We start from the raw sequence: 25400 nt of genomic DNA on the forward strand, positions 1-25400 counted from the left end.
CACCGATCGCTAGCGATGTGGCACAACTTGCTAGTGACCTGAGATGCCCGCCCACCTACATTGTATCTCAGGGCCGATCTCGCTCGTTGATGCTGCAATCGAAACTCCATGGCACGCAACCGATCTTTCGCGCTCGACATCGGATGGCGAGCTTTGCTCAAGGACCTCGGCATCCGGACGGACCGTGTTCTGCGTCGCGCAGGGCTTCCAGCTGATTTGTTTTCACATCCGGAACAAGGCCTGTCCACCGAAGAGTACTTCAGTTTCTGGCGCAGTCTCGAAGCTGAGTTCGGCGATCCCCTGTTTCCCCTACGCATTGTCCAGACGGTCTCGACCGAGTCGTTCGATCCTCCCCTTTTTGCCGCGCTTTGTAGCGCCAATCTGATGCAAGCCGCGCAGCGGCTCGACAAGTACAAACAACTGATGGCGCCGATGAAGCTGGAAATGGAAGTGAGCAAACGCGGCGAACTCACTCTGTCCCCCCGGTGGATCTTCGCCGACGGCAATGTTCCCCACTCGCTGGAGGTCGCGGAGCTCGCGTTTCTCGTGCGCCTGGCACGAATGGGCACGCGTGAGCCCCTCCGCGCACTGCGTGTATTGCTGCCTGTGATTCCAGAACCTGTGTATGCGCGGAAGTACGAGGAGCACTTTGGCGTGAGCGTGCGGCGTGGCGTCCATCCATCGGTGACTTTCTCTGCCGCCGATGCGCAACGGCCGTTCCTGACCAGCAACGATGCCATGTGGCAGGCGTTCGAGCCGGAACTCGGCCGGCGCTTGAGCGATTTGGAAGCCACCGCGACCACCGCCGAACGTGTCCGTGCCCTGCTCCTCGAACTACTGCCGAGCAATGCTGCGACCATCGAGGTCGTTGCTGAGCGGCTAGCCATGAGCAAGCGGACCTTGCAGCGCCGCCTGGAAGATGAAGGTGAGAACTTCCGGACACTGATTAACAGCACTCGCGAAAGCCTGGCGAAGCACTACCTGATGCAAACCCGCATGTCGGGCGGCGAAATCGCCTTTTTGCTCGGATTCGAAGACCCGAATTCTTTCTACCGTGCGTTCCATGAGTGGACAGGGCAGACGCCAGAGGCTGTGCGCCGTGCCACGACTTGATCCAATGGAATCCGGCGCGTGAGCCACAGAAAAAGCCTTCCTCGCAGACGTCCGGGTCTCGTCGGTGGACTGAAACCAGCCGCGAGCGCGGTTACCCCATTTGGCTCATGACCACGCGATCGAACACGCGGTCGCCAAACCACTTGCGGATGAGGATCATCGGCTTCGCGTAGGCGCCCGCGACATATCGCGTGCTCGGCTTGCTGGTCTTGACCGCCTTAGAAACGATCTCAGCGATAACGCTCGGAGACGTGCCTCGTCCATGCCCGTAGGCATCTTGCGTGGACTTGGCGACGGCCTGCGTCAGCGTCGAGTAGGCGGCATTGCCGGAGCGAGCAAGCAGCCGTTTAGAGACTACGTCGCCAAATTCCGTCTCTATCAGACCCGGCTCGACGATCACTACACGGATTCCGAAGGCGGCGAGTTCCAGCCGGAGGCAATCCGACCAGCCTTCGAGTGCGTGTTTGGTCGCGTGATACCAAGCTCCGAGCGGCGTGTAGACCTTCCCGCCCATCGAGGTGATGTTGACGATCGTTCCCGAGCGTCGCTCGCGCATCGCGGGCAGGAGTAGCTGCGTGAGGCGCGCCGCACCGAAAACGTTCACCTCGAACTGGTAGCGCGCTTCGTCGATCGTGACGTCCTCGACTGCCCCGTACAGTCCGAAGCCCGCGTTGTTGACGAGCACGTCCACTCCGCCGGCTTCGGACAAGATGAGGTCTGCAACCGCCTGGACCTGATTCTCCTGCGAGATGTCCATCTTCAAGGTGCGCGCCCCGAGATTGGCGAGGCCGGCCATCCTCTCTACATTGCGCGCGGCCACGTAGACCCGAAAGCCATCGGCGATCAGCCGGTTGGCGATCTCGTTGCCCATGCCCGAGGAGGCGCCAGTCACGAGCGCCGTCTTCTTTCGATCATCAATCATATGCCACCCCTTTTGGAGAGATGGCCGGACTGTAGGAGCATCAAAGCGTTCAGGCACTGGGCAAACGCGCCAATGAACTCGCCGGATGCGCCAGGCGACCTGGGACGACGCCGAGTGCGGACGTAGTTCACATACGTAGGTTCTAAGGGGCGCTCACAGTTTGTAGTACTGTTCCCAGCCCTTGCGCGGCGGTGCCCCCGCGAGCAACTCGTTCGCCACTTTGTGATTGGCAATTTTCCGGGTCGTGGAATCGAACGCCAGCGTCGTATTCAGGCGCTGCGCGATCACGCCCAGGGCCATCACTTGGCACAGCGGACCGGCGACCGCGAAGGATGAGCGACAGCGTTCCTCACCCTGGCAAGCCAATAGAAAATTCTCGAAATGATTCGAAGTACTGCTCGGCACCATCGGCAGCTTTCCCGCGAGGTCGAGGGCCTTGGATTCCGGAATGATCTTCAAGGTCGAGCCATGCGTGCCGCCCTGGAATGTCAACCCATCGGCATAGATGACCTTGCCCGGCGGCAACACTTTCGCATCTGCCGAACCTCTTGAAGGCGGAGGAATGTTCGGATCAGCCACTGGAGCCGCAAACTCCGGCGGCAACGGCGGCAAGTTCCTTTGTCCGTCGTACCAGGTCAACTCCACCGGCGGCCGCGAACCGCGTGCTGGAAAGCGGAATGCCAGCGTCGATGCCTGCGGGAAAATGTACGGGCTGTGCCCATCGATCACGACGGGCACCACTTCGTTGGGTAGGCCAAGCTCGAGGAATTCATGCGCGGTATCGAAAATATGCGCGCCCCAATCGCCCAGCGCGCCATTGCCGAAATCGAACCAGGAGCGCCACTCGCCATTGACGTAGCCCACGTTGTAGTCGTGCTCGGCCGCCGTGGCCAGCCAGCTTTCCCAATCAAGGGAGGGTGGAACCGCTTGTTTCGGCAGTCGCCCGGATACCTTCATCCCGTGCCAGCGCCGGGAATTGTTCATGAACGCCGTGATCCGGGTGACATTGCGAATGATGCCGGCGTCCACCCAGGCTTTGAACTGATGATAGTTCGCGTCGGAGTGCCCCTGGTTGCCCATTTGCGCGGCGACTTTGTATTTATGCTCAGCCTGCATCATCAATTCGATCTGCCGGAAGCTCTGCCCCATCGGCTTCTCGCAGTACACGTGCTTGCCCTGCGACATTGCGAGCATGGCGATTGGAAAATGCGAGAAATCCGGTGTAGAGACCACGACGGCATCGATCCGCCGACCCATCTTATCGAACATGCGCCGAAAATCCTGGAAGCGCGCTGCGCCAGGAAACAAACCGAGAACTTCCTTTGTATGCGGCGCGCCCATGTCCGTGTCACACAGCGCCACAACGTTCGCAAGCCCAGTCGCTTGCATCGACTTGATGACCTGCTCGCCGCGGTTGCCTATGCCACAATACGCCACGTTGACCAAGCCATTCGCCGCTTGGGCCTTCAAGAATCCCGGCGCGAGCGTCGAGACCGCACCCAGCGTAGCAACGCTGGTAAGAAACGAACGTCTGGAGGGAGAGCTGGACGAATACATGCGTGTCTTACTGCTCATGTTCCTGCTTCGACCTTGGAGAGTTCGCGGAGCTTCAGATTACGGAACGCCACTTCGTCCCCATGATCCTGCAACAGGATGTGACCGTCTTCCCATTCGCCAAACCCGGGAATGTCCTTGAATTTGCTGGCTGCCACCGCAGCACGAAATGCGGGCGAGCCGCGGTCGAACTCTACCGTCTTCTGGCCGTTGAGCCAGAATGTCACGTGCTTTCCCAGCGCGACGATGCGCGCATGATTCCATTCGCCTGCGGGCTGGACGCTTTTGGTCTGCGGCGCAGCCATCACGTCATAGAACGACCCGAGCGTGCGATTGCCATCCCGCCCCTGCCTCGCATCCGGATGAAGTGAGTCGTCGAGAATCTGAAACTCCATGCCAATGGCGGAGCCGGTCCCGGTCGGTTTGCCGGTGATGCGATCGACGGGAGAGATGTTCGGCTGGACGAAAATTTTCAGGCCGCTATTGGCGCCAGGCGCAAACTTGAACTCGACGGACAACTCGAAGTCCGCATAGCGTTTGCGCGTGATGATGTCACCGCCACCGCGAGATTCTTCACCGCTGCCGGCTCGCACGCTGAGCACGCCGTCACGCATCGGCCAACCTTCCTTGGGGAATTCATCCGACTTGACGCTGCGCCAGCCCGCGGAAGTCGCTCCATCCCAAAGCAGTTGCCAACCCTCCGCCCGTTCCCGCTCGGTCAGCCGGTTGGCTTCGGCCGCGGCTTGGCCTGTGCTGGCCGTGGCGATTGCGAGTCCCAACAAGCCTGCGAACGCGCGCCTGCGCGGGGTACGTGTCAGTGTCCTCATCGATCGCTCCGGAAGTGCCATCTAGCGCCTTGATGGCAGGATTTACATTTCATTTGGATTTCCCACAGTATCGAAAACAGAATGATCGAGGCCCCATTGCATGCATACTCGATGCGCCCCGGCAAATCGCCTGCACCGGGCGCCGGGTTAAAACATCGCAAGTTGCTCGCCTTGAAAGGTGCCAGTTCGCCAGTCGTAGGCCAGCTCGAACGGGCCTGCGAGCGCAGACCACCGCTGGCCGTCGATGCTGTAGGAACTCAGTGCCTGATTGGTTTTGAAGTCCAGGTCGGCTCGCAGATAAATGTCCTGAGTTTCGATGGGCTCGGAGGCGACCGCACTTGCGTTTTCGGACCTGACGCCGTGTCCTCTTTTGGCGTTTCGGTCATACCATGCGGCCTGACCAATTGATCGTATATGGCTAGACCATATCCCAATAACGACCTGGATCTCAAGAAAATTATGGGCGTTATCTTCACACTGAAGTGATCGCCAGCCCCATCGCAGGACAAATAATAGAGCGGGCCGAGACATGGGAGATCTAGCAGGGCTGCGATTCGGTCTGACCAGCATGGACTTATTGGCCCGACCAGTTGTTACTGGATCCTCGCATCACGGAATCACAGTGGAGCTATGTGTGACACGTTCTCTGTGCAGGCCAAAATTGGAATCGACGCACCGGCAAGATTGTTCTCGAATTCTGGATGATCCATCCAGTGCTGCACGGCTGATCGGCCGGCATGTGCTGCCTAAACTATCTGCCTTTCCGAGGCCGATCAGGAGCGTGTCATGGCGGATCATTCCCTCAAGGGCAAAGTCGTCCTCATCGCAGGCGGCGCGAAGAATCTAGGTGGGCTGATCGCCCGAGATCTTGCGCAGCACGGTGCCAAGGCCGTTGTCATTCACTACAACAGCGACAGCAGCAAGCAGGACGCGGACGCCACAGTGGCCGCGATCGAGGCGGCGGGCGCGCAGGCGCTGGCGTTACAAGCCAATCTCACCCGTGCCGTGGACATGGAAGAATTGTTCATGGATTCGATGGCGCAGGTAGGCCAGCCCGATATCGCCATCAACACCGTCGGCAAGGTGCTGAAGAAACCGCTGACCGAGATCACCGAAGCCGAGTACGACGAGATGTCTGCGGTGAATGCCAAATCGGCCTTCTTATTCCTGCAGGAAGCCGGGCGGCACGTTCGTGACAACGGTAAGGTCCTCACGCTCGTCACTTCCCTGCTGGGTGCATTCACGCCCTTCTACTCCTCCTATGCCGGCACCAAGGCACCCGTGGAGCATTTCACTCGTGCGGCCGCGAAGGAGTTTGGCGCACGTGGCATCTCGGTGAATGCCGTTGGTCCCGGCCCGATGGACACGCCGTTCTTCTATCCGGCGGAGCAGGCCGAGGCCGTCGCATATCACAAGAGCGCCGCGGCATTGTCACCGTTCTCCAAGACCGGACTGACCGACATCCAGGACGTGGTACCTTTCATCCGACACTTGGTCAGCGATGGCTGGTGGATTACCGGCCAGACTATTCTGATCAATGGTGGTTACACTACGAAGTGAGCTCGTCGCGGCAGCGTGGTTCCCTCGGAGAAGCGTCTTGCGTACTTTGATCATCATCCTCGCGGGCCTGGCGATTGCCGCTGTACTGTTGCGCTTCACACCTGCCCCGCACCGTCTGCTCGCGGCGGGTGCGTTTACCGCCGCCTGGTTGGTCGTGACCATTCTGAATCTTCGCACCGGCCTGTCGCATGGCTACAGCCTGGCCGAGGAACTGCCCATTCACGCGGTACTGTTCAGTGTCCCCGTGGTAGCCGGCTGGGGATGGATTTGGTGGGCCGGGCGCTAACGGCCCGCGATCCAGCGCGCAGCTGAGCCGAGGTCAATCGCGGGATGGACAAACTCCATCAATACCGCATCTTCCTGCAAGTCGCCGAGATGGGCAGCTTCATCAAAGCCGCACATGCGCTGGATGTGCCCCGGGCCTCGGTATCGGCTGCCGTCCAACAGCTGGAGTCGATGGTCGGCGCGCGCTTGCTCCATCGCACGACCCGCCAGGTTCGGCTGACCGCCGACGGTGCGCAACTGGTCGAGCGCGTGCGTAGCTTGCTTGCCGATGCAGATGATATCGAGCAACTGTTCCAGACCCGCCAACGGCAGGTGATGGGACGGCTGGTGGTCGATGCGCCTAGTCGTATCGCTCGTCGCTTGATCGCGCCGGGCTTGCCCGCGCTGTTGCGCCGCTATCCAAGGTTGCAATTCATGCTCGGCTCGACCGACCGCGCCATCGACCTCGTGCAGGAGGGGGTGGATTGCGCGATTCGAGTCGGCAGCCTCAGCGATAGCCGCATCGTCGCGCGGCCGCTCGGACGGCTCGCTTTGATCAATTGCGCAAGCCCGGCCTATCTACATGAACGCGGCGTACCCAGGCATCCGAGCGACCTGCCGGGCAATCACTGGGCCGTCGGTTATGCGTCGGCCAGCAACGGCCGTGAAGTCGCTTGGGAGTATCAGCAGGATGGAACGGAGCTGGAAATCCCGGTACCCAGCCGTGTGATCGTCAACAACGCCGAAAGCTACATCGCCTGCTGCCGCGCCGGGCTCGGCCTGATCCAGGTTCCCCGCTTCGATGTGCAGTACTTGTTGGACTCTGGCGAGCTCGTCGAAGTAATGCCCACGCATCGGGCCACGCCCATGGAGATCTCACTACTGTATTCACATCGCCGTCAGCGCTCCCGCCGGCTGGCGGTGTTTGTTGAGTGGTTCGAAGGACTGATTCGGCCACACCTGGATCAATGAGCGTCGCTCACTAGAACAACCCATTCTGTGATCTTGAGTGCAGCGAGTCCCTTGCGTGCGGTCCCTCAACGAATGATTGCGGTGACACGAATTTCGAAGCGCATCGCCGGCAGGCCCAATGCTTCAACACCCAACTGCGTCCAGATCGGCGCGTGGTTGGGCATGTAGTGGCGGTACAGCTTGACGATCGTGTCGTTGACGATCGGCGGAAAGCCGCCGACATGGTATGTATTGACGTGAATGACGTGATCCCAGGTCGCCCCGGCTTTCGCCAGAACGAGCTCGATATTGCGGAAGGCGGTGGCAATCTCCTCCTCGATCGCCTCGGGGATTTGCAGGTCATCGTTCCAGCCGCCCTGACCGGATGTCTCCACCCGGTTCCCGATCTTGACGGCGCTCGAGAAATGCAGCGTTTGCCGGAAAATCTCGCCAACCCCGGGCGTGACGATCAGTTCGGGTTTTTCCATTGCGTTTCTCCAAGACAAAAATTCCACGTTGCCGGGCGAACATCGAGTTCGCTCAGGCGATCGCGCCCCCGTCGACGGTCAAGGTGGCGCCCGTGATCACGCTCGCGGCGGGACTAGCAAGAAAGACCACGGCGTTCGCAATCTCGCGTGGCTCGGCGTAGCGTCCCAAGGACGTCAGGCTTCGCTGGAAATCGGCAGCCTCGCCATCCGCCGGATTTGCATCCGTATTGGTCGCGCCGGGTTGCAGAAGATTTACGGTGATGCCCCTCGGGCCGAGTTCGCGCGAAAGGCCGCGGGTGAAGGAAGTAAGTGCCGCCTTAGACATTGCATAAAGAGTTATGCCCGGGAACGGGACCCGCTCGCCCAGGGCCGAACCGATCGTGATGATGCGCCCCTCTTTCGCGAGATGTGGGATGACTGCCTTGGCAAACAGCACTGGGGCTCGCACATTGACGTCCATCACGGCCTGATAGTCGTGCACGTCAAGATCCGCGATCATTCCGGTATGACCGATCGCTGCGCTGTTGACGAGGATATCGAGTCCGCCGAGCGTCGAGACGGCTTCGCTCACGGAGCGCGAAATAGCCTGCGGCTCGGCGCTGTCGGCTTGGATGGCAACTGCGCGACGCCCCGCTTTCTCGATTGACTTGGCCACCGCTTCAGCTTTCTCGGCGGAGTGCTGGTAAGTGAGCGCGACGTCAGCCCCGTTCTCTGCCAGTGCCAGCGCGATCGCGGCTCCGATGCCCCGCGACCCGCCGGTTACCAATGCACGCTTCCCATTCAGATCGATCATATATCTGTCCTTTCCACCGGTCCTTTCCGCAATGTTTGATTCAATACCTACGTGGTTCGCGTAGAGAATGGCCGCGACCGACCGAGCAGCGAATTTATTGTCCGCATTCAGTCTTTCCTAGTGTCGAAAACTGCCAAACTGTGTTGCGAAGGGAGGAACGCCGCACGAGCCGTGTCGCAAAAGTTGGTACGTTTGATGCGTATCGAAGCGCTACAGTGACGTCCGTATCCCGGTCGCTCGTCGAGAAAGCTCTCAGGCAACTCTCGAGCGGTGTGATCGATGCGCGGGAGAATGCGTTGTTCGCCACCGTCATCATCCTGTCCATGGCAATGACCCCGCTGCTCATGATCGCGGCCGACCGGCTGCTGCGTACCGAAGCGTCCAAGGAGGGTATCGACGCCGCGCGTGATTTGCAGGGACGGATACTCGTCATTGGCTTTGGCCGCTTCGGACAGATCAGCTCGCAGGTTCTGCTGTCCAGAGGCGTCAAGCTGTCCGTCATCGACAATGACCCCGAGCGCATTCGTGATGCCGGACGATATGGCTTCAAAGTCCAATCGAAGAGGCAGCCCAGGACATCCGCCAGCGGGATACCGAGCGCCTGTCCGGGCAAGTCCAGGGAGACTTCATGTCGGGGCGGGATCGGTTGGTTTTACAACCGGTCTCGGAGCCGCTCACCGGTCCTTCAGTACTGAAATAACCTAGGATCCAACGAAAGCAACCTTCCAGTGCTGCGCTGAAAGTGCAGTATGCATCTGCTGTTCCTGTATCCGATGCAATGCGGTAGTACCATTGCATGCAGCGCTATGCTGCGAAATCAGGAACGCTGGATGGACATCGAAGAGCTACAGACATTCGTAGAAGTTGCTGACGCGGGAGGAGTCTCGCCTGCCGCGCTTCGCCTCGGCGTGTCCAAGTCGATCGTCAGTCGTCGGCTCGCCCGGCTCGAAGCGGAACTCGGCATCCAGTTGCTTGCACGATCCACCCGAGGGGCTGCTCTCACGGAGGCCGGAACCACGTTTCGCGACTATGCAGCCCGGGCCTGCGCGGAGATCGACGCAGCGAAGGAGACGATCCTGCCCGCTGGTGACCTGCGCGGCCGCTTGCGAATCGCCGCGCCGCTTTCATTCGGTCCGACCCACTTTGCTCCCGTGCTCGCGGAACTGGCACGACGCCACCCGCAGCTCCACGTTCACACCTCCTACAGCGATCGCTTCGTCGATCTCATCGCCGAGGGGTTCGATTGTGCAATCCGGGTGGGCACGCTTCCCGACTCGAGCCTGATCGCAAGGCGTGTCGGACCGCTGTTCGGGAAGTTCGTCGCGAGCCCGGACTACATAAGGACGCATGGGTCTCCGGAAACACCGGAGGAACTGCTCGCCCACCAGGCCCTCATGCAGGGAACGGAAGCCTGGCAACTCTTGGATGGCGACAAAGTCATCACTGTTCGTCCACAGGGACGATTCAAAGCTGACAGCGGCGTAGCGCTCGCCGTCGCCGCGGCAGCCGGGCTGGGTATCGCGGCGCTCCCCAATTATCTGATCGATGAATACCTGGCGTCCGGTGCGCTCGTCCCGGTCATGACACGCTACCCACCGCCGCCGGCGGGCATATACGTCACCCGCCCGCCCGGTCAGCATCAGACACGAAAGGTACGGGTCCTGACCGAACTGCTGGTCGCATGTTTCGAACAGAACTCGAACCCCGCGGGGACGCCCCCTGTCTGAGTGGTGCTTGAGATCACACGCGAGCGTTACTAATTAGGCGAATCGATGAAGACGGTCAGCTCTTGAATGCGGCCGTCCTCAAAGCGAGCAATATCCATCCCTGTGGCAGCAACCGGGCCCTTCACTGGACCGCAGCGCCATTGGACATGCCCGATTCCGTGGTGGCCCATAGCGGGGCGAACCGCGGTGAATACAAAGTCGGGTGGTAGCGTTCGAAGAAGCGCTGTGACAGCGTCGCAGACCGCCACGTGCCCCATAGCTGTTGCATGCGGTTCATTGAGTACTGCATCTTCGGCGTACAGTTCGCGAATCGCGTCCATGCGACGCGCCACGTCACGCTCGCCGAAGACTCGTGCGAGGTTGGCGTGCAGTAACGTGGCATAGTCCACGTCCGCCATCACATCGTTGATCGCGTCGCGATTCGTCGCGGATTGAACGGTGCCTTCATCCGGCGCGAACATGGAGCTGCCGGACTTGCTGCCCTGGGTTGGCACCTCGTCCTGCATAACATCCCAGTGCTCGGCCAGTCGTCCGTCCTTCACCCGGAAGATGTCCACAACGACCTGTGGCTTCGGCGCCCAACCACGGATGCGTCCGTGGATGGCCACATACTCACCTTCTGCAATAATCATCCCCGGCTCATAGAAGACCGTCGACGGCAACTTCGCGACCAGCTTGGCCAGTGCCTCCCGGCCCTGAGGTATTCCCGGGTTGTGCTGGATGTACTCCGACGCGTATAGCCGCCCAACGGCAAGCGGGTCCCTGCGTTGAAACAGCGCGGTCATGGCTTCAAGCACCAGCGCTCTGTTGCGTTCCGCTTTTGTGCTCATTGCGTCGCCTCATGGTGAGCTTTCCGCCACGCTGCCATGGAGCCGCGGGTTTGCCTTCTTTCCAAGCTCGACGGGTTACCAGACATACAGCATGTTCTTCGGCAACGACTCTCGTCTTCCGATACCAGTTAATCGGTGACCTGATCCGGTGGTGTTCCCAACTTTGCCTTGATCAAAGGAGAGCCCTCCAGAACGCGTTGGACGGGGCACCTGGCGGCAACATCAAGCAAGCGTTTACGCTGCTCATCGGTAAGCTGAGGACCGCGAATGGCTATGGTCTTCTCGAATACGTCGCGAGGGGTTGAAGCACCCGCGAGTAGCTCCTTCCCGTAGTCGACCGACACCGCCACATGTTCGACGGGCCAGCCCTGTTGGCGCGCGTACCAGCGCACAGTCATGGCGGTGCATTCCGCCAGCGCAGCCGAGAGGAGCTCAAAAGGGCTGGGACCCAATCCACCGCCGCCTGCATCCACAGGTTCGTCACCTGCAAGCACATGGCTGCCCATCTCGATGCGGACGGCAAAAGGACTCTTAGCGGTCTCCGAAACCGTTACATGGATGCGAGGCGGCGCCATTACGATCTCCGTTGGATGATGAAGGGACCCACCATGCGTTGCTTTGCCAACAGCAGCACGCGGCCGACCTCAAAGCTAGCGCCGAGGTCGCGACGCCGTTGTTCGATGATCACTGCAATCATTCATCGCTCCTGATTGCTTCAGCCCGCAATGAACGCCAGCAGATCGGCGTTGATGAGCTCGGGATGGGTGGCAAACAGTCCGTGTGACAGGCCCGGATAGGTCTTCAGTGTTCCGTTCGGCAGCAGCTCGATCGCCTTGCGCGCCGACGCCTCGATCGGCACCACCTGATCGTCCTCGCCATGCATCAGTAGGACTGGCACAGATACGGCCCGCAGGTCTGCGGTGAAGTCCGTCTCCGAAAAAGCGGCGATGCAGTCATAGTGCGCCTTGGCACCGCCCATCATGCCCTGCCGCCACCAATTGCGAATCAAGCCCTCGCTGACTTCGGCGCCCTCACGATTGAATCCGTAGAACGGCCCGGTAGGAATCTCGAGGAAGAACTGCGCGCGATTGCGCAGGAGCGCCTGGCGAAATCCGTCGAACACGTCCATCGGCAGGCCGCCGGGATATTCCGGTGTCGCCAGCATGATTGGCGGCACTGCGCCGATCAGCACGGCCTTGGACACGCGTCCAGGCTTGCTCCGGGCGACGTAACGGATCACCTCGCCACCGCCAGTCGAGTGTCCGACATGAATAGCGTTTTTCAGATTCAGCTCGTCAGCCAGCTCCGCGACATCGGCGGCATAGGTATCCATCTCATTGCCGGTGTCGGTCTGGTCGGAGCGGCCGTGGCCGCGCCGGTCATGCGCGACGACGCGATAGCCCTTGTCGAGGAAGAACAGCATCTGGTTGTCCCAATCGTCCGCGCTCAACGGCCAGCCGTGATGGAACATGATGGGCTGTGCCTCTTTGCTCCCCCAGTCCTTGTAGAAGATGCGGGTGCCGTCGCGCGTTGTGAACATCGCCATGTCGTTTGTTTCCTGTGCCTGGTCTATCGGATTGGGGCGTCGACAGGCGGCGACCATTTTCGGCCGCCGCCATCGTCAGAAGGGTCAGCCGGTCACAACACCTTGGCCGCTTTCTCGACTGCCTTCTCGACGTTGAAGCCGTCGAAGTTATCGAACACACCCATAAACCCGGGAACGGTCGCTGCGCGCGCCCAGTCGCGCTGGAGCTCGCAATACATCTGCACGCGGCTGATGAGCTTGGCACCGGCCTGCTCCATGCGGCGTAGTGCCGCCTCGTGCGCGGCGAGCGAAGTACCGCCAACCGCGTCGACCGGCACATAGACCTCATACCCTTCCTGGATCGCGTCGAGCGCTGGGAAGGTCAGGCACGCCTCGGTCCATAGCGCCGTCATGATGAGCTTCTTGCGACCGATCGCTTTGACCGCCTGCTTGAACTGAGCGTCCTCCCAACTGTTGATGGAGGTCCGATCGTAGGTCGGCAGATGGCCGAGCACGTCCTGCAGTTGCTGGATCGGCGGCTTGTTGCGGCCGGTCGCGACGTTGACCGTCGAGTGGACGATCGGAAGGTTGTAGTTGACCGCCGCCTTGGCGACGCTCGTGATGTTGAAAACCAGCTCATCGCGCGGCATCGAGCGAATCGAGGACACCTGAATCGGTTGGTAGTCGATGATGATGAACGCCGAATTCTCCGGCGAGAGGAGTTGATCGGTGTGCGGGTTGCGGATTGCTTCACTAGTCATTGACAGTTTCTTTCCTGGTTGGGATTGATCGCGCTTGAAGAGGACTCAAAGTCCTCGAGCATGTGGAAGAGTGAGCGCGCAGCAACAGGTCGCTGCTGCGTCAGTTCGCTTACTCACGGAAGATTGGGATCGTGCCGCCCGTCCTGCGTCGGTCGCCAGCAGCGACAAGGAGCCGCCTGAGACGTTCGATGTTGGCCTCACCCTTCGCTAGGGCATCTGCCGATGTGTGAACCGAATAGTCTCCCAAATGCAAGTCATAAGGATGCGGCTCGGCGGCCCCAATCACGAAAACCGCGTCGGCATCCGAGCCGGCTTCCAGGGTGACGGATTGCTCTGACTGCTCGAAGATGACCATCTCGCCGGCCTCGGCCGGGGTCTCTCCAACCAAACGACCGCTCGCGACCGCAAGCCACGCGACTGTTTGCTTTGTGGGAGGAACGAACGTCCATTTGGTGCCTGCGGCAAGCTTGAGCAGCAGGTAAGTGATGCCGTCAGGAGAACGTGCAGGGCTGCGCACGCCCAGATAGCTGCCGAGGATGACATGCGCGGGACCGGTTGTCGGCACATGCTGGGCTTCAACATACTGGCTCTCAACGGCCGCGTGCTCGAGTTCGGGCCGCAAGGCTATCCAAAGCTGGAAGCCCTTTGCCCTTCGAGAGTTGCCGCCGGACAACTCTTTGCCGTGCCAGACACCACTGCTAGCGCGCATCCATTCGAAGCCACCGAAGCCAATGTGCCCGGTGCCATCCGTTGCATCGTCAAAGCGCAGATCCCCCTCGGTGATGACAGTGATCGTGGCAAGACCTGAGTGTGGATGAATGGAGAATCCCGCTCGCGGGTCGTGGAGATCGAGTTCAAAGAAGTCGAGAAACACGTACGGCTTGAGCATCTGGCCAAGATCTGAGGGACTCATCAGCCGTGTGATAGGGCCCGAAGTCGAACCGCGCGTCCTGAATGTCACCCGGCGCAGGCCTACGGCGGTCGCAACCCGCAATTCGCTGATTGAATTCATAGGGGCTCCCAATGAGATAGCAACGCATCGGGGCGACCGAAAAGGCCGCCCCGCCCGTTTACATCTACTTAGCGGACTTGGCTGTCGTTTCGAGCAACTGCAGTTCCCAGGCCAGCGCAATGCCGCTTGCACCAGCATGCTCAAGAACGACTTTCGACAGAGCGTTGGCGCTGTCCACTCGTGCCCAATCGCGCTGCCATTCGGAGATCACTGCCATCCAGGTGATTGGCACGGCGCCCGCTTGCACCATGCGTCGCACCGCCATGTCGTGCGCTTCTGGCGTCACACCGCCGGACGCATCGGTCACGACAAACACGTCGTAACCTTCGCCAAGCGCTTGGATTGCAGGCATCGCGAGACAGATTTCGGTCCACAGCGCCGCAAGGATCAGTTGCTTGCGGCCGCTCTTCTTGACGATGTCCGTGACATTCGGGTCCTGCCAGGTGTTGATGAATGTGCGGTTGATCGGCTTTTGATCTGGAAAGACATCCTGCAGCCCCTTGATCAAGTAGCCACCGCGCTCTTCGATGACCGTGGTGAGGATGGTCGGCACGTTGAACGTCTTTGCCCCCTTGGCCAAGCCGATGACGTTGTTGGCAATCAACGTGGGCTCGTGGCTGTGCAGGTTGGCGAACTGGTACGGCTGATGATCGATCAGGACGACGATGCTGTCTTCGGGGCGAAGCAATGCGGGAAGGCCGGACTTGGGCACGGAACGACTCCTGGGAAAATGTGGGCGCTCACGCGCCGTGGGACATTCGTTGGGGGAGATGTTCCCAAGGCAGCCTGCGTCGGTCACTGTCCGATCTTGCGAATGACAGTACGAATTGGTCATCGAGTGTTGGCGCTTGCATTGATCAGAAACGTCGCCATCAGGAGCACGCGGACCACACGTCCCCGAACGCGACGTACACGCCGGGTTGAGGCGCCGATCTCGAACGCTCAGCTCATGAGCGAAACGTACTGCCGCCAGCAAGAACAGTCAGTGACTGTGCCGGACCCGAGTAGGCAACATTTCCCATTCAACGCACACCGCAGCGCAGTTCGACTCGCTGATCGAGTTCGGCGCAGCGTGTGTTCTTTCAAATCCATCGAATGGGAATTGCAGTGAAGTTGCTATTACTGATCGGATTCATGGTGGCGAATGGCTTGACCAACGTCCATGCGCAAGCCAAGCAGGAGACGCCAGGCGCTGACCTGATCGTGCACAACGCCAAGATCTACACCGGCAATCCCGCACAACCCGAGGCGTCCGCGCTGGCCGTCAAAAGCGGTCGCATCTACTCGGTCGGCACGGATGCCGAAGTGCTGGCTTTGCAGAACGCCAACACCCGGGTCATCGATTCGCGCGGCCGACGGCTCATTCCGGGCATCATCGATGCGCACACCCACGTGCTCAACGAGGGCGGATACAACTACACCCTGCGATGGGACGGCGTGCCAACGCTGCGTCGAGCCTTGGCGATGCTGAGTGAGCAAGCCAAACGAACACCGGAAGGCCACTGGGTGAAGGTGATTGGCGGCTGGTCTCCCTACCAGTTCGAGGAGAACCGCTTCCCCACCATGGACGAACTGCGCCGGGCCGTTCCCTATCGTCCGCTCTTCGTGCAGTACGCCTACAACCGCGCCTTCATGAACCAGCAGGCGATGGATGCTCTCGGCGTGGGCACCGACAGGTTTCCCAACTTGCCGGGCACCGAGTTGGAGAAGGACGCACAGGGCAAGTACACCGGCGTGGTCCATGGCTACACGTTCATGTTCATCGCCATCGAGACCATGGTCCCGCAGCTCTCTTTCGATGAGGAGGTGAGCTCGCTGATCCAGACGATCCACAGCCTCAATCGCTTCGGGATCACGTCCATCGTCGATGCGGGCACGGGCTTCCGCGGGTATCCCAAAGCGCTGCCAACTGTGGACGCCCTTGCCCGTGACAACCGCCTCAACATCCGCATGCCCTTCGTGGACATCCAGTTTGGAGACGACGCTGCCTTCAACATGGTGGACGCGCAGCTCACGGCGATCACGAAGACTGCGCCGATCAGTCCCGGGCACAACCTGCACCCGCAGCTGGCGCACGGTCACGTCTACCGCGGCGCCGGCGAGTTGCTGTCGGCGGATGTTCACGATCACGAGAACTTCGACCGTCCGGCGGTCATCATCGAGCCGGACAAGATGCGGGAACTGGTGGAGCGGGACGTCTCCAAGCTGGTGCAGCGGCGAATTCCTTTCCGCGAGCACATCAGCTACGACGAGAACATCACGCCTTTTCTCGATGCGCTCGTGAAGCTGAACGAGAAGATGCCGCTCGACGGCCTGCGGTGGAGCCTCGAACACGCCGAGACCATCAGTCCCGCGAACATCGCCAAGGTGAAAGCGCTGGGCGGCGGCATCGCCCTGGACACCAAGATGGCATTGCACGGTGACGGCTTCATCAAGACCTACGGCCGCGACAAGGCGTTGCAGACCCCGCGCCTGCGCCAGCTCGTTGATAGTGGCATTCCCCTGGCCATGACCACCGACGCCTTCCGGGCAGCCTCGTTCAATCCGTGGGTCGGCATCAGCTGGATGGTGTCGGGCAAGTCGGTCTCCGGAACCGAAGTGCTGGCCAAGGACAACCGTCTGTCACGCATCGAAGCGCTGGGACTGTTCACTCGCACTCCGGCGTGGTTCATGGATGCCGAATCTGAGATGGGCATGATCGCCCCCGGCCACCTCGCCGACTTCGCGCTGCTGGACAGGGACTACTTCGAGGTGGCGGAGTCCCAGATCAAATCCATTGCCTCGGTCTTGACCGTTATGGATGGCCGGGTGGTGTACGGCGCGCAGGACTACCAATCGCTTTCGCCGGCATTGCCCGAGATCTTGCCGACCTGGTCGCCGATCAAACACTTCGGTGGCTACCACCAAACTCCGTGAGGTCACCCGGACCGGACAATCCAGAGTGTCGACAGGCGAAGTGAGCGTGCGCGCGGCGTGGCTCGGCATCTCCTTGCTGCTCGGGGCCGATGCCGCGCTGGCGCAGTTCCGTCCGTTGCGGTTCGACGACGATTTCAGTGCCCAGCGCCAGTCCTGCGTCGAAGACAACAACCGCATCGCATGCTGGAAGGACCATCCGATCGCAGATCATGTGCGCATGAGTATCGGCGGCGACCTGCGCTGGCGCTACGAGCACGCCGGCAATCCGCGCTATGGGCTGGAACGCCAGGACAGATGGGGTGTGTTGATGCAGCGGGGTTCCGTCTTCGCGGATCTGCGCCTGGGCGAGCACTGGCGCGGCTTCGCTCAGCTGGCCAGTTCGTACACCGAGGGCCGCGCCGCAGGCCCGTCCCCAGTGGACGAGAACCAACTCGATCCCACCAACCTGTTCGTTGAGTGGCGATCAGCGGGGGATGGCGAAGGCAGCATCGGAATGCGCATCGGCATTCAGGAGCTGCAGTTCGGATCGGGGCGCGCTATCGACGCCCGCGAGGGCCCGAACGTACGGCGCAGCTTCGACGCCGTCCGCGCCTATGCGATCAGTGGCCCCTGGCGTGTCGATGCCTTCGCAGCGGCCCCGCGGCAGCACCGTCAGGGTAGCTTCGATGACGCTCGCTCGCAGACGCAGGCGCTGCGTGGCATCTACGCGACCCGCACCGGAGGCGTCACCTCCTTGGACGTCTACGCGCTACATTACGAAGACACCGTTGCCCGCTACGTTCAGGGCGTAGCGCACGAACGCCGCTGGTCTCTTGGTACCCGCGTGTTCGGCGGCCGCAAACCCTGGGACTGGAATTGGGAATTCGCCGTGCAGGGCGGGCGGTTCGGCGACGCCGAGATCCGCGCCTGGTCGCTCGCCACTGACACCGGCTACACCTTCGATGGAGCGGCCGGCCAACCGAGGGTGGCGCTGCTTTTCGCCATAGCCAGCGGCGATAAAGATCCTGACGACGACCGCCTCGGTACCCTCAATGCTCTCTACCCGCGCGGCAATTATTTCGGCGACGAAGCGACGCTCGGGCCACGCAACTTCTTCAACATCAACCCGGCGCTGACCCTGCGGCTCGCACCCCGGGTCCAGCTGAACGCCAGCCTCGATTTCTTCTGGCGTCATAGCACCCGCGACGGCGTGTATGCGCCCAACGGCATGCTGATCCAGGCCGCTGGTGATAGTCGTGCCCGCTATGTGGCGACCATCGCATCGCTCGGCACCACTTGGACGCTGGCACCGGGCTGGTCCTCGACTGCGGTCGTCGCCTACGCGCAGCCTGGCGCGTTCCTGCGCGAGACTGGCGCCAACGATGCGCTGAGCTTCATTAGCCTCAGTTTGCAGTACCGGTTCTGAACAAGTCGGGGCCGCCCTGCTGAACCCTGGCTGGACTCCACCAGCGTTCCCACCTTTGCGACACAGATGCACGAATTTCGGACCTACCGCATCGAAAAAAAGATGCAAAGATGCGCGACAAACAAGATGCGCCTCGAGGGGCGAGTCGCAAGCGATCCCATTCGTATGTCGAACGCATTTGAACTTCCTGAGAACGTGGCCATGCGGACGACCTCCAGTCGTTGCTGGAACGGCGTGAACGTCGATCTGCATGAGCACACGTGCACGGGCAGATTCTTGTTTCAGATAGATAGCCGTGAAGAGTCAACTCGACTCAGCGCTCATTTCGAAGAGGTCGGACGAGACCATGCTGAGCCCAGGTCGGCACCCAACACTCCCAATCCAAATGCCTACAAGCCTCGGTGGTTGTATTTCGCGCCGGCAAAGATGCAGTTGTGGGGGTATTCGGCAGATACTCGTTATATCAAGTGCGCGACGATCAGCTTCGACTCAAACATACTTCAGGAGCGTCTGGGAATTTCTGAATCACTGGGACCGATTGACGTTCCTCGGCTCCGCTTCTCAGATGACCGGTTGTGGACGTTGATCAGGTTGCTTGCAGACGCGATCAACGACTCTGACCCAACCACTCAGCTGTACGGTGACTCGCTCACCGCTGCGATTGCGGCAAAGCTCTTCGAACGACCCAAAGAGAACAAAGGGAGCGCGTGTGGGCTTTCAGCAATCCAGCTCAAAGATGCGATGAGCTATCTCGAGGCGAAGATGCCTGCGAGGGTGGAGCTGGCAACCCTCGCGCAACTGGCTGGTTTGTCGCAGTCCCACTATAGCCGCGCCTTCAAGGCATCGACTGGGCTGGCGCCGTATCAGTGGCAGTTGCAGGCTCGTGTCGAGCGAGCCAAGAACCTGCTGTTGAACACCAGTCACTGTCTAGAGGATGTTGCCGTAGCCACCGGCTTTGTAGACGCGGTGCACTTTGGTCGGACCTTCCGCAAGATGATTGGCGCTACCCCAGCTGCGTGGCGAATGGAGCGGCGCACTTAGGGATCCGTCGACCCACTATCGGGCGCTACGCGCGTAGGGCTGCTGCCGCCGAGATCGCCGCTTCCGCAATGCGTGACCTTGCGTTCGCCAGCGCAAGTTCGCGAGCCTCGGGTCCGTGGCCAATTCCTTCGGCATGGATGAAGGCGACGTCTGTGATTCCGATAAAGGCAAGGACAGCATCGGGATTGACCTCCGACAGGCGCTGCACAGCGTCCTCAACCAGAATACGCGATATCGATGCCTCGCCTGAGACACTACTGTTGATGACGAGGATATGACTCACGAGCGTTCCACTTCGGCAAGGCGGAGCATGCTATCGATCCGAACTGCCCTCCAGTAGTCCCAGAACATGACAAGCTGAGTCGCAGAAATCGGAACGCCCGATCGCTCTTCTTCATCCTTACTGCTCGCCACCACGGACGCTTGAATGCGCCATACGCAGCCTGTGTACACCTAACTAATCGCAGACCATACTGCCGCGTATGAATGCACAGATCTGTAAGTCGCTACCGGAGAACATGCTCGATGCATCGAGCTCCCACCGGGAGTGGAACGGCTTGGCCCTCGATGTCACCAAATTTCGTTGTGCCGGCCGTGTGATTCACAAGTTGAGCCATGACGGAGATCCGAAGCTCAGCGTTGTCCTTGAGGAGATTGGCGATGTCGAACCGCGGCTGCGCGAAGACCAGCCCTGCCCTGTCGGCTATATCCCCAAACACATGGTGTACATCCCACCCGGTATGGAGGTGTGGGGCTTTGGCGCCGATGTACGCTATGTGAAGGACGCGATGTTGACGTTCGATATCGCAGAGTTGAGCGAGCGAATGGCGACGAATTTCGACGCCTCGATTGTCTCTACACCCAGGTTGCGATTCGCCGAGGACAACCTATGGACCCTGGTCAAGTTGCTTGCGGAAACGGTCGATGATCCAGACCCCTCGGTGCAACTTTATGGCGATGGACTGGCAACAGCGATAGCGGCAAGGCTCTTCTCGCGCCCCATGGAAGAAGCCAGTCGCGCAAAGCCCCTGGCCCCATGGCAGCTCCGGCGTGTATTTGAGTATCTGGATGCGCAACTGCCTCGCCCTGTCGCATTGGCCGACCTGGCAGTGCTCTCGGGGCTCTCGCAATGGCACTTCAGCCGCGCGTTCAAAGCCTCGACAGGCGTAGCGCCGTACCGCTGGCAATTAGAGAAACGCATTCGATGCGCACAGCATCTGTTGCTCGATACTGGCGCATCGCTGGAGACGGTCGCGGAAGCGACCGGATTTGCCGACGCGGTGCATATGGGACGAACTTTTCGGAAGATCGTCGGCGCGACGCCAGCAGCGTGGCGGAATGCTCACAAAGTTTAGCCACATGAGGTAGCAATTCCCGACTGGGCATCGCGATCCTGCAGCAGGTATTCATATCGCCCCTCGTATCCCACCGCCTCTCGCAGTTGGCCTGCGAACAGGAAGTAGCGCCCGCTGGGCACCGGCACAGTTGTTGGAATCGACATCCGGGACGTTAACACCGCCTTCGGCATCGAGGCTGCCACCCACTCCACAACCATCGAACTACGCGGGAAAGCCAGTCGAGATTAGCCCCCGAGCGGATTCGCGCGCACGATTGAGCAAGGAACGCTAGCGACCGGCGCCGAGATAGTTGAGAAACCAGCCGACGTAGCGTGCGGTCGCATCGAGGACTTCTGGAAACGAACGGATGCCGTGTCCGGCGGTGGGATACGTCACCAGCACCGACTCAACGCCGTGCTCGAGCAGCGAACGATGGAATTCCAGTGCCTGAGTCGGTGGCGTATTTTGATCCAGCCCGCCCGTGAGCTGTAGCGTCGGCGTGCGAGCCCGACGGGCATGCATCACGGGACTGCGGTCGAAATAGTGCCCACCCGGCTGCTCCGGACTGCCCTTCAGAAACATAGTATCGAAGTGTGGGATCTGCGACGTGCGATGTTGGCTGTACCAATTGCTGACACAGCTGATCGGCACCGCCGCCGCGAAGCGAGTGTCCTGCGTGATCAACCACGCGGACATGAAGCCGCCATAACTGATACCCGTCACGCCAAGCCGCTTGGGATCGGCCGTGCCGTTCTCGACGAGCGCATCCAGCCCCGTGAGATAGTCATTCATATCCTCGCCGCCCATGTCGCCCGCGACCAGCCGCGCGAAATCCAGTCCTCGAGCACTGCTGCCTCGCGGATTCGGATAGAACACGGCGATGCCGTGGTCGGTGAGCAGCTTCGCGCCCCGCAAACGCCCCTGCCATCGATTGCGATGACACCACACCGGGCCGCCATGGATATCCATCACCACCGGAACGGGGCCGTCGCTGTCGGGCTTCACCAGCCAGCCGTGAATCTCCCGGCCATCGCGCGCCTGCCAAACGACCGGAGCCATGTGAGCTCGCTCGGGCTCACGATTCTGTCTGGCATCCAGCGACAGAATTGCATGATAGGAACCATCGCGAATCAACACGATCTCCGGCGCCACGCCATAGGCTTCGCCGACCGCGACACAGCCACCACGAGCCAATGGCCAGATCGACGGATACCAATTGCCGAAGGTGCGCTGGATGCTGGCCCATTCCTCCGAGGCGGTGCCGGTCTCGACATCCACCTCGCCGATGACGGTTTCGAAACTACGATGGCCAACGAACGCCAGTTGCCGCTCGGTCCGCCAGGCCACATGCGTGACATCGACGCCCGCGGTGTCGATCCTGCGATCCCGGCCTGTCGCCGCATCGATCAAGCGCAATTCACCGGCGACGATCATGCGATCGCTGCACACAGCTTCGATCAACGCGAGCGTGCGCCCCGAGGGAGAACCGGCCGGCACACCGATTTGAGCTGAAGGCGTGTACAACGTCCGCCACTGCCCACCGCGCAGATCGAATGCTGCGAGCTGCGCCTGATACCACGATCCTTCGCTGTGTGAACGGGAAGTCACGGCCGCGATCCGCTCGTTGCCCAGCCACGTGGCTTCCCAACAGTTGATGCCCTTGGCGGGCAACTCCGTCAGCTGAGCATTTTCGACGCGGAACACAAGCACGCGACGCCAAAGGTTCGCAGCGTCACCGGTATCGACCGACGGAAGCCAGTTGGGCAACTGCGCTTCAGTCGTGTCATTCAGAGTCGTGCTGCCGCCTTGACAACCCGCCAGGTCGGCGCCGAATCCGGCAACGAGCAACAGAATGTCCCGGCCATCGGGCGACCATTGCAACGACTCGACGACGCCATCAACCGCCGGCGCCGCCCGTGCTTCGCCACCATCGCCGTTGGCGAGATAGAGCTGAAAATTGCCCGCCTGGGCACGATCGGAAACGAACGCGAGCCGCGAGCCATCGGGCGACCAACGCGGCAGACGATCGCTGCCCTCTCCCACGGCGACGCAGACAAGCTCGCAGGACGCGAGATTCAATAAACAAATCCGCGTGACGGGCGCGCAGGTCAAATCCCGATGCAACGTGCCAGTGAACGCGACCCGCTGCCCATCGGGCGACGCGACGAGGTCGGCGGCGTCGACGATCTGGTCTCGTCCGACCGCATTGATGTCACGGAAGTAGTCGCAAACTTTTCCGTACAGCTGTGTTTGCCGAATGTCTCGACCCGTGACCATCGTCCCTCGCGATTCGCTCAGCGCTGCATGTACTCGACACCTGCGTTGCGCAGGGCCAGATTCGCCTGACTCACATGCTTTTCAACCATGCTGACTGAAATGCCCATGCGTGCGGCGATCTGCGAGTGCGGGCAGGCTTCCAAACGATACAACACGAATGCCTCGCGCGTTGCCGGCCGCAGCCGGGCCAGCGTTTCGGCGACGATCCCAAGCATTTGCAGCGACTGCACCACGCTCGAGGGCTCGCCTTCACCCATGTCGGAGAGTTGTATGTCCCCCGCCGGAACGGCCTGACGCATCATGCGGGTATACGTGCGGCGGCTGCGGTCCTTAACCATATTGCAGGCCATCTTGAAGGCGAAAGCCTTGAGGCTGCGAATCTCGCTACGGGCGCCCATGCGCCACAGTCGCAGAAAAATCTCCTGAACCAGATCCTCGGCGTCGTCCTGCGAGCGTGTCTGCTGCGTCAGGAATGCCCGCAACGGCCCATCCAGTCCACGAAACACATCGATCATTCGCTGGCCGGCGAGGGTTGCCGATGCGTCGTGCAGGCCGCGCATACTCTCGACTGCTACTGCCATACCGCCCCACTTCTGTTCTGGTCCAGACAATCGCCCCTGACCATACATCTCTGTATGGTTTATCGAGCATACACCAGCTCTCCCGCTTCCGTACAGAAGTGTTTGGTCGTAGCTATGCCGCGCCCGGAAAAGCGGGTCAGAGGGCGGCGATCAGCACCGCGCCGATGGCGAGTGGGCAGATGTACCGAAGCAGGATCCGGCACCAGCGCTGCAAGACCCGAGCGTCGACCGACAGCTCTTCGTGGGCGAGCGACGCCGGCAAGCGCCAGGCGACGAGCGCGCAAATGAGTAGCGCGCCGATGGGTAACAGGATGTTGGATGAAACAAAGTCCACGATATCGAACACGGTCTTGCGCTCGAAGATCGGGCTCCACGCGAGCGGATGCCAATCCTTCCAGACATTGAACGACAGCACACTCCCTAGCGACAGCGCCCAAATGACCACCAGAGTGATCAGCACCGCTATCGGGCGGGAACAGCCGCGACGCTGCTGGAGCCACGCGACCAGGGGCTCCATGCCCGCGATGGTCGGCGTGAGCGCGGCGAGCACCAACAGCAGAAAAAACAAGGTGCCGATCGCGCGGCCCGCCGGCATCTCCACGAACGCCGTGGGCAGAACGTTGAACACCAGGTCCGGACCTTGCGCCGGATTCAAGTCGTATTGGAAGACCAGCGGAAAAACCATCGCGGTCGCCAGCACCGACACGATCACGATCGATGCGCTGATCAATAGAGCCGAGCGCACCAACGACACTTCGCCCGGCACATACGCGCCATACGCCAGCATGATCGCCATGCCCACGCCGGTGGCGTAGAACGCCTGTCCGGTCGCGGCGAGCAGCAGATCGGCCGAGAGCTTGCTCAGATCGGGTTGAAACGCGAATGCCAATCCGCGCACCGCATCTCCCTGGATCAACGCATAGGCCACCAGCACCGACAACAGAATCAGCAGCCCGGGAGCGCGAATCTTATTGGCAATCTCGATGCCGCGATTCAAACCACGCGCGGAGATGGCACCCACAATGAACAGAAACACGACGTGCCAGAACCCGACCTGCCACGGGCTCGCCAGAAACCCCGCAAAGTGTTCCGCGATGGCCGGTCGCGACAAACCCATGATCTGCCCGGACGCGCACTTCCAGGTGTAGGCGAGCACCCATCCGGCAATCACGGTGTAGTTGGACATGATGAGCACGCAGGCGACGGTGCCCAGCACACCGATCCAATTCCAGGATCGTGAGTAGCCAAACGCCGCTGCGACGTGGCCCGCCGCCTCCGGCGGACTGCACCGGGATCTGCGTCCGATGATGAATTCCGCAACCAGTAGCGGCGTTGCGATGGCCACGCAAGCTAGGATGAACACGAGAAGAAAGGTGCTGCCACCATTCGTCCCCGCCAGATACGGGAATCGCCAGATGCTGCCAAGGCCGACGGCCGCGCCCACCGCAGCGAGGTTGAAGGCAACCCAGGAAGACCAGCGCCCGGTCGCGGCTCTCATCGAATTCCCTCGTTCATC

Annotated in this window: 25 protein-coding genes and 1 pseudogene; 10 read left to right on the top strand and 16 right to left on the bottom strand. The window is 60.9% G+C overall.

The annotated features are described in order from the left end of the window. Nucleotides 1-108: 108 nt before the first annotated feature. A complete protein-coding gene (locus tag D0550_RS32250) occupies nt 109-1113 on the top strand; it encodes an AraC family transcriptional regulator (protein WP_116813296.1) in 1005 nt (334 codons plus the stop codon). Between the two features lie 91 nt (nt 1114-1204). Here D0550_RS32250 and D0550_RS32255 read toward each other — a convergent pair whose 3' ends face one another. The 3 genes from D0550_RS32255 to D0550_RS32265 all read right to left on the bottom strand — a co-directional run bounded on the left by D0550_RS32255 (nt 1205) and on the right by D0550_RS32265 (nt 4416). Continuing rightward, the gene (locus D0550_RS32255) at nt 1205-2035 is read right to left on the bottom strand and encodes an oxidoreductase (protein ID WP_116813297.1); all 831 of its coding nucleotides are present in this window, start codon (nt 2033-2035) and stop codon (nt 1205-1207) included. A 153-nt stretch (nt 2036-2188) separates the two neighbouring features. Next, the gene (locus tag D0550_RS32260; protein WP_206606677.1) at nt 2189-3610 is read right to left on the bottom strand and encodes a Gfo/Idh/MocA family oxidoreductase; all 1422 of its coding nucleotides are present in this window, start codon (nt 3608-3610) and stop codon (nt 2189-2191) included. Next, nucleotides 3607-4416 (bottom strand): 3-keto-disaccharide hydrolase, encoded by an 810-nt coding sequence (locus D0550_RS32265; protein WP_116813326.1) that lies wholly within the window; start codon nt 4414-4416, stop codon nt 3607-3609. The genes D0550_RS32260 and D0550_RS32265 overlap by 4 nt, the downstream gene beginning before the upstream one ends. Before the next feature lie 786 nt (nt 4417-5202). Here D0550_RS32265 and D0550_RS32275 point away from each other — a divergent pair. From D0550_RS32275 to D0550_RS32285, 3 genes are read left to right on the top strand one after another with little or no spacing between them, the layout of a single operon-like run. Further along, on the top strand, nt 5203-5976 hold the full coding sequence (locus D0550_RS32275; protein WP_116813300.1) for an SDR family oxidoreductase: 774 nt from the start codon (nt 5203-5205) through the stop codon (nt 5974-5976). Nucleotides 5977-6013: 37 nt separating this feature from the next. Further along, nucleotides 6014-6262 (top strand): hypothetical protein, encoded by a 249-nt coding sequence (locus D0550_RS32280; RefSeq protein ID WP_116813301.1) that lies wholly within the window; start codon nt 6014-6016, stop codon nt 6260-6262. Between the two features lie 44 nt (nt 6263-6306). After that, nucleotides 6307-7212 (top strand): LysR family transcriptional regulator, encoded by a 906-nt coding sequence (locus tag D0550_RS32285; RefSeq protein ID WP_116813302.1) that lies wholly within the window; start codon nt 6307-6309, stop codon nt 7210-7212. 65 nt (nt 7213-7277) lie between these two features. On the opposite strand, the gene D0550_RS32290 is transcribed toward D0550_RS32285, so the two are convergent. After that, entirely contained in the window at nt 7278-7679 is a 402-nt protein-coding gene (locus tag D0550_RS32290; RefSeq protein ID WP_116813303.1) for a RidA family protein, read from the bottom strand. A 52-nt stretch (nt 7680-7731) separates the two neighbouring features. Continuing rightward, nucleotides 7732-8472: an SDR family NAD(P)-dependent oxidoreductase gene (locus D0550_RS32295; protein ID WP_116813304.1), complete on the bottom strand. Its 741-nt coding sequence runs from the start codon at nt 8470-8472 to the stop codon at nt 7732-7734. Between the two features lie 263 nt (nt 8473-8735). On the opposite strand from D0550_RS32295, the pseudogene D0550_RS32300 reads away from it, so the two are divergent. Together D0550_RS32300 and D0550_RS32305 are read left to right on the top strand one after the other, a co-directional pair. After that, nucleotides 8736-9172, top strand: a pseudogene (locus D0550_RS32300) (NAD-binding protein); the annotation flags it as partial. Between the two features lie 130 nt (nt 9173-9302). Beyond that, nucleotides 9303-10199, top strand: a complete 897-nt coding sequence (locus tag D0550_RS32305) for a LysR family transcriptional regulator (protein ID WP_116813327.1) — start codon at nt 9303-9305, stop codon at nt 10197-10199. A 29-nt stretch (nt 10200-10228) separates the two neighbouring features. Here the strand turns inward: D0550_RS32305 and D0550_RS35775 are convergent, their stop codons facing one another. From D0550_RS35775 to D0550_RS32340, 7 genes are all read right to left on the bottom strand, one after another. Further along, nucleotides 10229-11029, bottom strand: coding sequence for a nuclear transport factor 2 family protein (locus D0550_RS35775; protein WP_206606679.1), 801 nt, complete (start codon nt 11027-11029; stop codon nt 10229-10231). Nucleotides 11030-11157: 128 nt separating this feature from the next. Further along, nucleotides 11158-11604, bottom strand: coding sequence for an OsmC family protein (locus tag D0550_RS32320; RefSeq protein ID WP_116813305.1), 447 nt, complete (start codon nt 11602-11604; stop codon nt 11158-11160). Beyond that, a complete protein-coding gene (locus D0550_RS36620) occupies nt 11604-11726 on the bottom strand; it encodes a hypothetical protein (protein ID WP_275129307.1) in 123 nt (40 codons plus the stop codon). Before D0550_RS36620 ends, D0550_RS32320 begins: the two co-directional genes overlap by 1 nt. An 18-nt stretch (nt 11727-11744) precedes the next feature. Next, nucleotides 11745-12575 (bottom strand): alpha/beta fold hydrolase, encoded by an 831-nt coding sequence (locus tag D0550_RS32325; RefSeq protein ID WP_116813306.1) that lies wholly within the window; start codon nt 12573-12575, stop codon nt 11745-11747. A gap of 92 nt (nt 12576-12667) precedes the next feature. After that, the gene (locus D0550_RS32330) at nt 12668-13315 is read right to left on the bottom strand and encodes a hydrolase (RefSeq protein ID WP_116813307.1); all 648 of its coding nucleotides are present in this window, start codon (nt 13313-13315) and stop codon (nt 12668-12670) included. A gap of 109 nt (nt 13316-13424) precedes the next feature. Continuing rightward, a complete protein-coding gene (locus D0550_RS32335; RefSeq protein WP_116813308.1) occupies nt 13425-14327 on the bottom strand; it encodes a pirin family protein in 903 nt (300 codons plus the stop codon). 64 nt (nt 14328-14391) lie between these two features. After that, nucleotides 14392-15039, bottom strand: a complete 648-nt coding sequence (locus D0550_RS32340) for a hydrolase (RefSeq protein ID WP_241520987.1) — start codon at nt 15037-15039, stop codon at nt 14392-14394. 422 nt (nt 15040-15461) lie between these two features. Between D0550_RS32340 and D0550_RS32345 the strand changes: the two genes are divergently transcribed. The 3 genes from D0550_RS32345 (at nt 15462) to D0550_RS32355 (ending at nt 19689) form a co-directional block, all read left to right on the top strand. Then, nucleotides 15462-17243: an amidohydrolase gene (locus D0550_RS32345; RefSeq protein ID WP_116813329.1), complete on the top strand. Its 1782-nt coding sequence runs from the start codon at nt 15462-15464 to the stop codon at nt 17241-17243. A gap of 25 nt (nt 17244-17268) precedes the next feature. Continuing rightward, on the top strand, nt 17269-18648 hold the full coding sequence (locus tag D0550_RS32350) for an alginate export family protein (RefSeq protein ID WP_161966191.1): 1380 nt from the start codon (nt 17269-17271) through the stop codon (nt 18646-18648). A gap of 66 nt (nt 18649-18714) precedes the next feature. Continuing rightward, nucleotides 18715-19689, top strand: a complete 975-nt coding sequence (locus tag D0550_RS32355; RefSeq protein ID WP_206606681.1) for a helix-turn-helix domain-containing protein — start codon at nt 18715-18717, stop codon at nt 19687-19689. A 25-nt stretch (nt 19690-19714) separates the two neighbouring features. Here D0550_RS32355 and D0550_RS32360 read toward each other — a convergent pair whose 3' ends face one another. Further along, on the bottom strand, nt 19715-19972 hold the full coding sequence (locus D0550_RS32360) for a hypothetical protein (RefSeq protein WP_116813311.1): 258 nt from the start codon (nt 19970-19972) through the stop codon (nt 19715-19717). 199 nt (nt 19973-20171) lie between these two features. Here D0550_RS32360 and D0550_RS32365 point away from each other — a divergent pair, with 199 nt between their 5' ends. After that, the gene (locus D0550_RS32365; protein WP_116813312.1) at nt 20172-21044 is read left to right on the top strand and encodes a helix-turn-helix domain-containing protein; all 873 of its coding nucleotides are present in this window, start codon (nt 20172-20174) and stop codon (nt 21042-21044) included. 270 nt (nt 21045-21314) lie between these two features. Here the strand turns inward: D0550_RS32365 and D0550_RS32375 are convergent, their stop codons facing one another. The 3 genes from D0550_RS32375 to D0550_RS32385 form a co-directional block, all read right to left on the bottom strand. Next, entirely contained in the window at nt 21315-23303 is a 1989-nt protein-coding gene (locus D0550_RS32375; protein ID WP_116813314.1) for a S9 family peptidase, read from the bottom strand. A gap of 17 nt (nt 23304-23320) precedes the next feature. Beyond that, entirely contained in the window at nt 23321-23884 is a 564-nt protein-coding gene (locus D0550_RS32380) for an RNA polymerase sigma factor (RefSeq protein WP_161966192.1), read from the bottom strand. 136 nt (nt 23885-24020) lie between these two features. Then, on the bottom strand, nt 24021-25382 hold the full coding sequence (locus tag D0550_RS32385) for a sodium-dependent transporter (RefSeq protein ID WP_116813316.1): 1362 nt from the start codon (nt 25380-25382) through the stop codon (nt 24021-24023). Nucleotides 25383-25400 lie beyond the last annotated feature (18 nt).

This window comes from Steroidobacter cummioxidans (genome assembly GCF_003104955.1).

What these genes read in the sequence shown, in the direction of transcription:
- D0550_RS32365 (WP_116813312.1), top strand. Translation starts at nt 20,172, where the DNA reads ATGAATGCACAGATCTGTAAGTCGCTACCGGAGAACATGCTCGATGCA.
- D0550_RS32290 (WP_116813303.1), bottom strand. Translation starts at nt 7,679, where the DNA reads ATGGAAAAACCCGAACTGATCGTCACGCCCGGGGTTGGCGAGATTTTC.
- D0550_RS32255 (WP_116813297.1), bottom strand. Translation starts at nt 2,035, where the DNA reads ATGATTGATGATCGAAAGAAGACGGCGCTCGTGACTGGCGCCTCCTCG.
- D0550_RS32380 (WP_161966192.1), bottom strand. Translation starts at nt 23,884, where the DNA reads ATGGCAGTAGCAGTCGAGAGTATGCGCGGCCTGCACGACGCATCGGCA.
- D0550_RS32250 (WP_116813296.1), top strand. Translation starts at nt 109, where the DNA reads ATGGCACGCAACCGATCTTTCGCGCTCGACATCGGATGGCGAGCTTTG.
- D0550_RS35775 (WP_206606679.1), bottom strand. Translation starts at nt 11,029, where the DNA reads ATGAGCACAAAAGCGGAACGCAACAGAGCGCTGGTGCTTGAAGCCATG.
- D0550_RS32320 (WP_116813305.1), bottom strand. Translation starts at nt 11,604, where the DNA reads ATGGCGCCGCCTCGCATCCATGTAACGGTTTCGGAGACCGCTAAGAGT.
- D0550_RS32295 (WP_116813304.1), bottom strand. Translation starts at nt 8,472, where the DNA reads ATGATCGATCTGAATGGGAAGCGTGCATTGGTAACCGGCGGGTCGCGG.
- D0550_RS32285 (WP_116813302.1), top strand. Translation starts at nt 6,307, where the DNA reads ATGGACAAACTCCATCAATACCGCATCTTCCTGCAAGTCGCCGAGATG.
- D0550_RS32265 (WP_116813326.1), bottom strand. Translation starts at nt 4,416, where the DNA reads ATGAGGACACTGACACGTACCCCGCGCAGGCGCGCGTTCGCAGGCTTG.
- D0550_RS32305 (WP_116813327.1), top strand. Translation starts at nt 9,303, where the DNA reads ATGGACATCGAAGAGCTACAGACATTCGTAGAAGTTGCTGACGCGGGA.
- D0550_RS32325 (WP_116813306.1), bottom strand. Translation starts at nt 12,575, where the DNA reads ATGGCGATGTTCACAACGCGCGACGGCACCCGCATCTTCTACAAGGAC.
- D0550_RS32345 (WP_116813329.1), top strand. Translation starts at nt 15,462, where the DNA reads ATGGTGGCGAATGGCTTGACCAACGTCCATGCGCAAGCCAAGCAGGAG.
- D0550_RS32375 (WP_116813314.1), bottom strand. Translation starts at nt 23,303, where the DNA reads ATGGTCACGGGTCGAGACATTCGGCAAACACAGCTGTACGGAAAAGTT.
- D0550_RS32260 (WP_206606677.1), bottom strand. Translation starts at nt 3,610, where the DNA reads ATGAGCAGTAAGACACGCATGTATTCGTCCAGCTCTCCCTCCAGACGT.
- D0550_RS32355 (WP_206606681.1), top strand. Translation starts at nt 18,715, where the DNA reads ATGCACGAATTTCGGACCTACCGCATCGAAAAAAAGATGCAAAGATGC.
- D0550_RS32335 (WP_116813308.1), bottom strand. Translation starts at nt 14,327, where the DNA reads ATGAATTCAATCAGCGAATTGCGGGTTGCGACCGCCGTAGGCCTGCGC.
- D0550_RS32330 (WP_116813307.1), bottom strand. Translation starts at nt 13,315, where the DNA reads ATGACTAGTGAAGCAATCCGCAACCCGCACACCGATCAACTCCTCTCG.
- D0550_RS36620 (WP_275129307.1), bottom strand. Translation starts at nt 11,726, where the DNA reads ATGATTGCAGTGATCATCGAACAACGGCGTCGCGACCTCGGCGCTAGC.
- D0550_RS32275 (WP_116813300.1), top strand. Translation starts at nt 5,203, where the DNA reads ATGGCGGATCATTCCCTCAAGGGCAAAGTCGTCCTCATCGCAGGCGGC.
- D0550_RS32385 (WP_116813316.1), bottom strand. Translation starts at nt 25,382, where the DNA reads ATGAGAGCCGCGACCGGGCGCTGGTCTTCCTGGGTTGCCTTCAACCTC.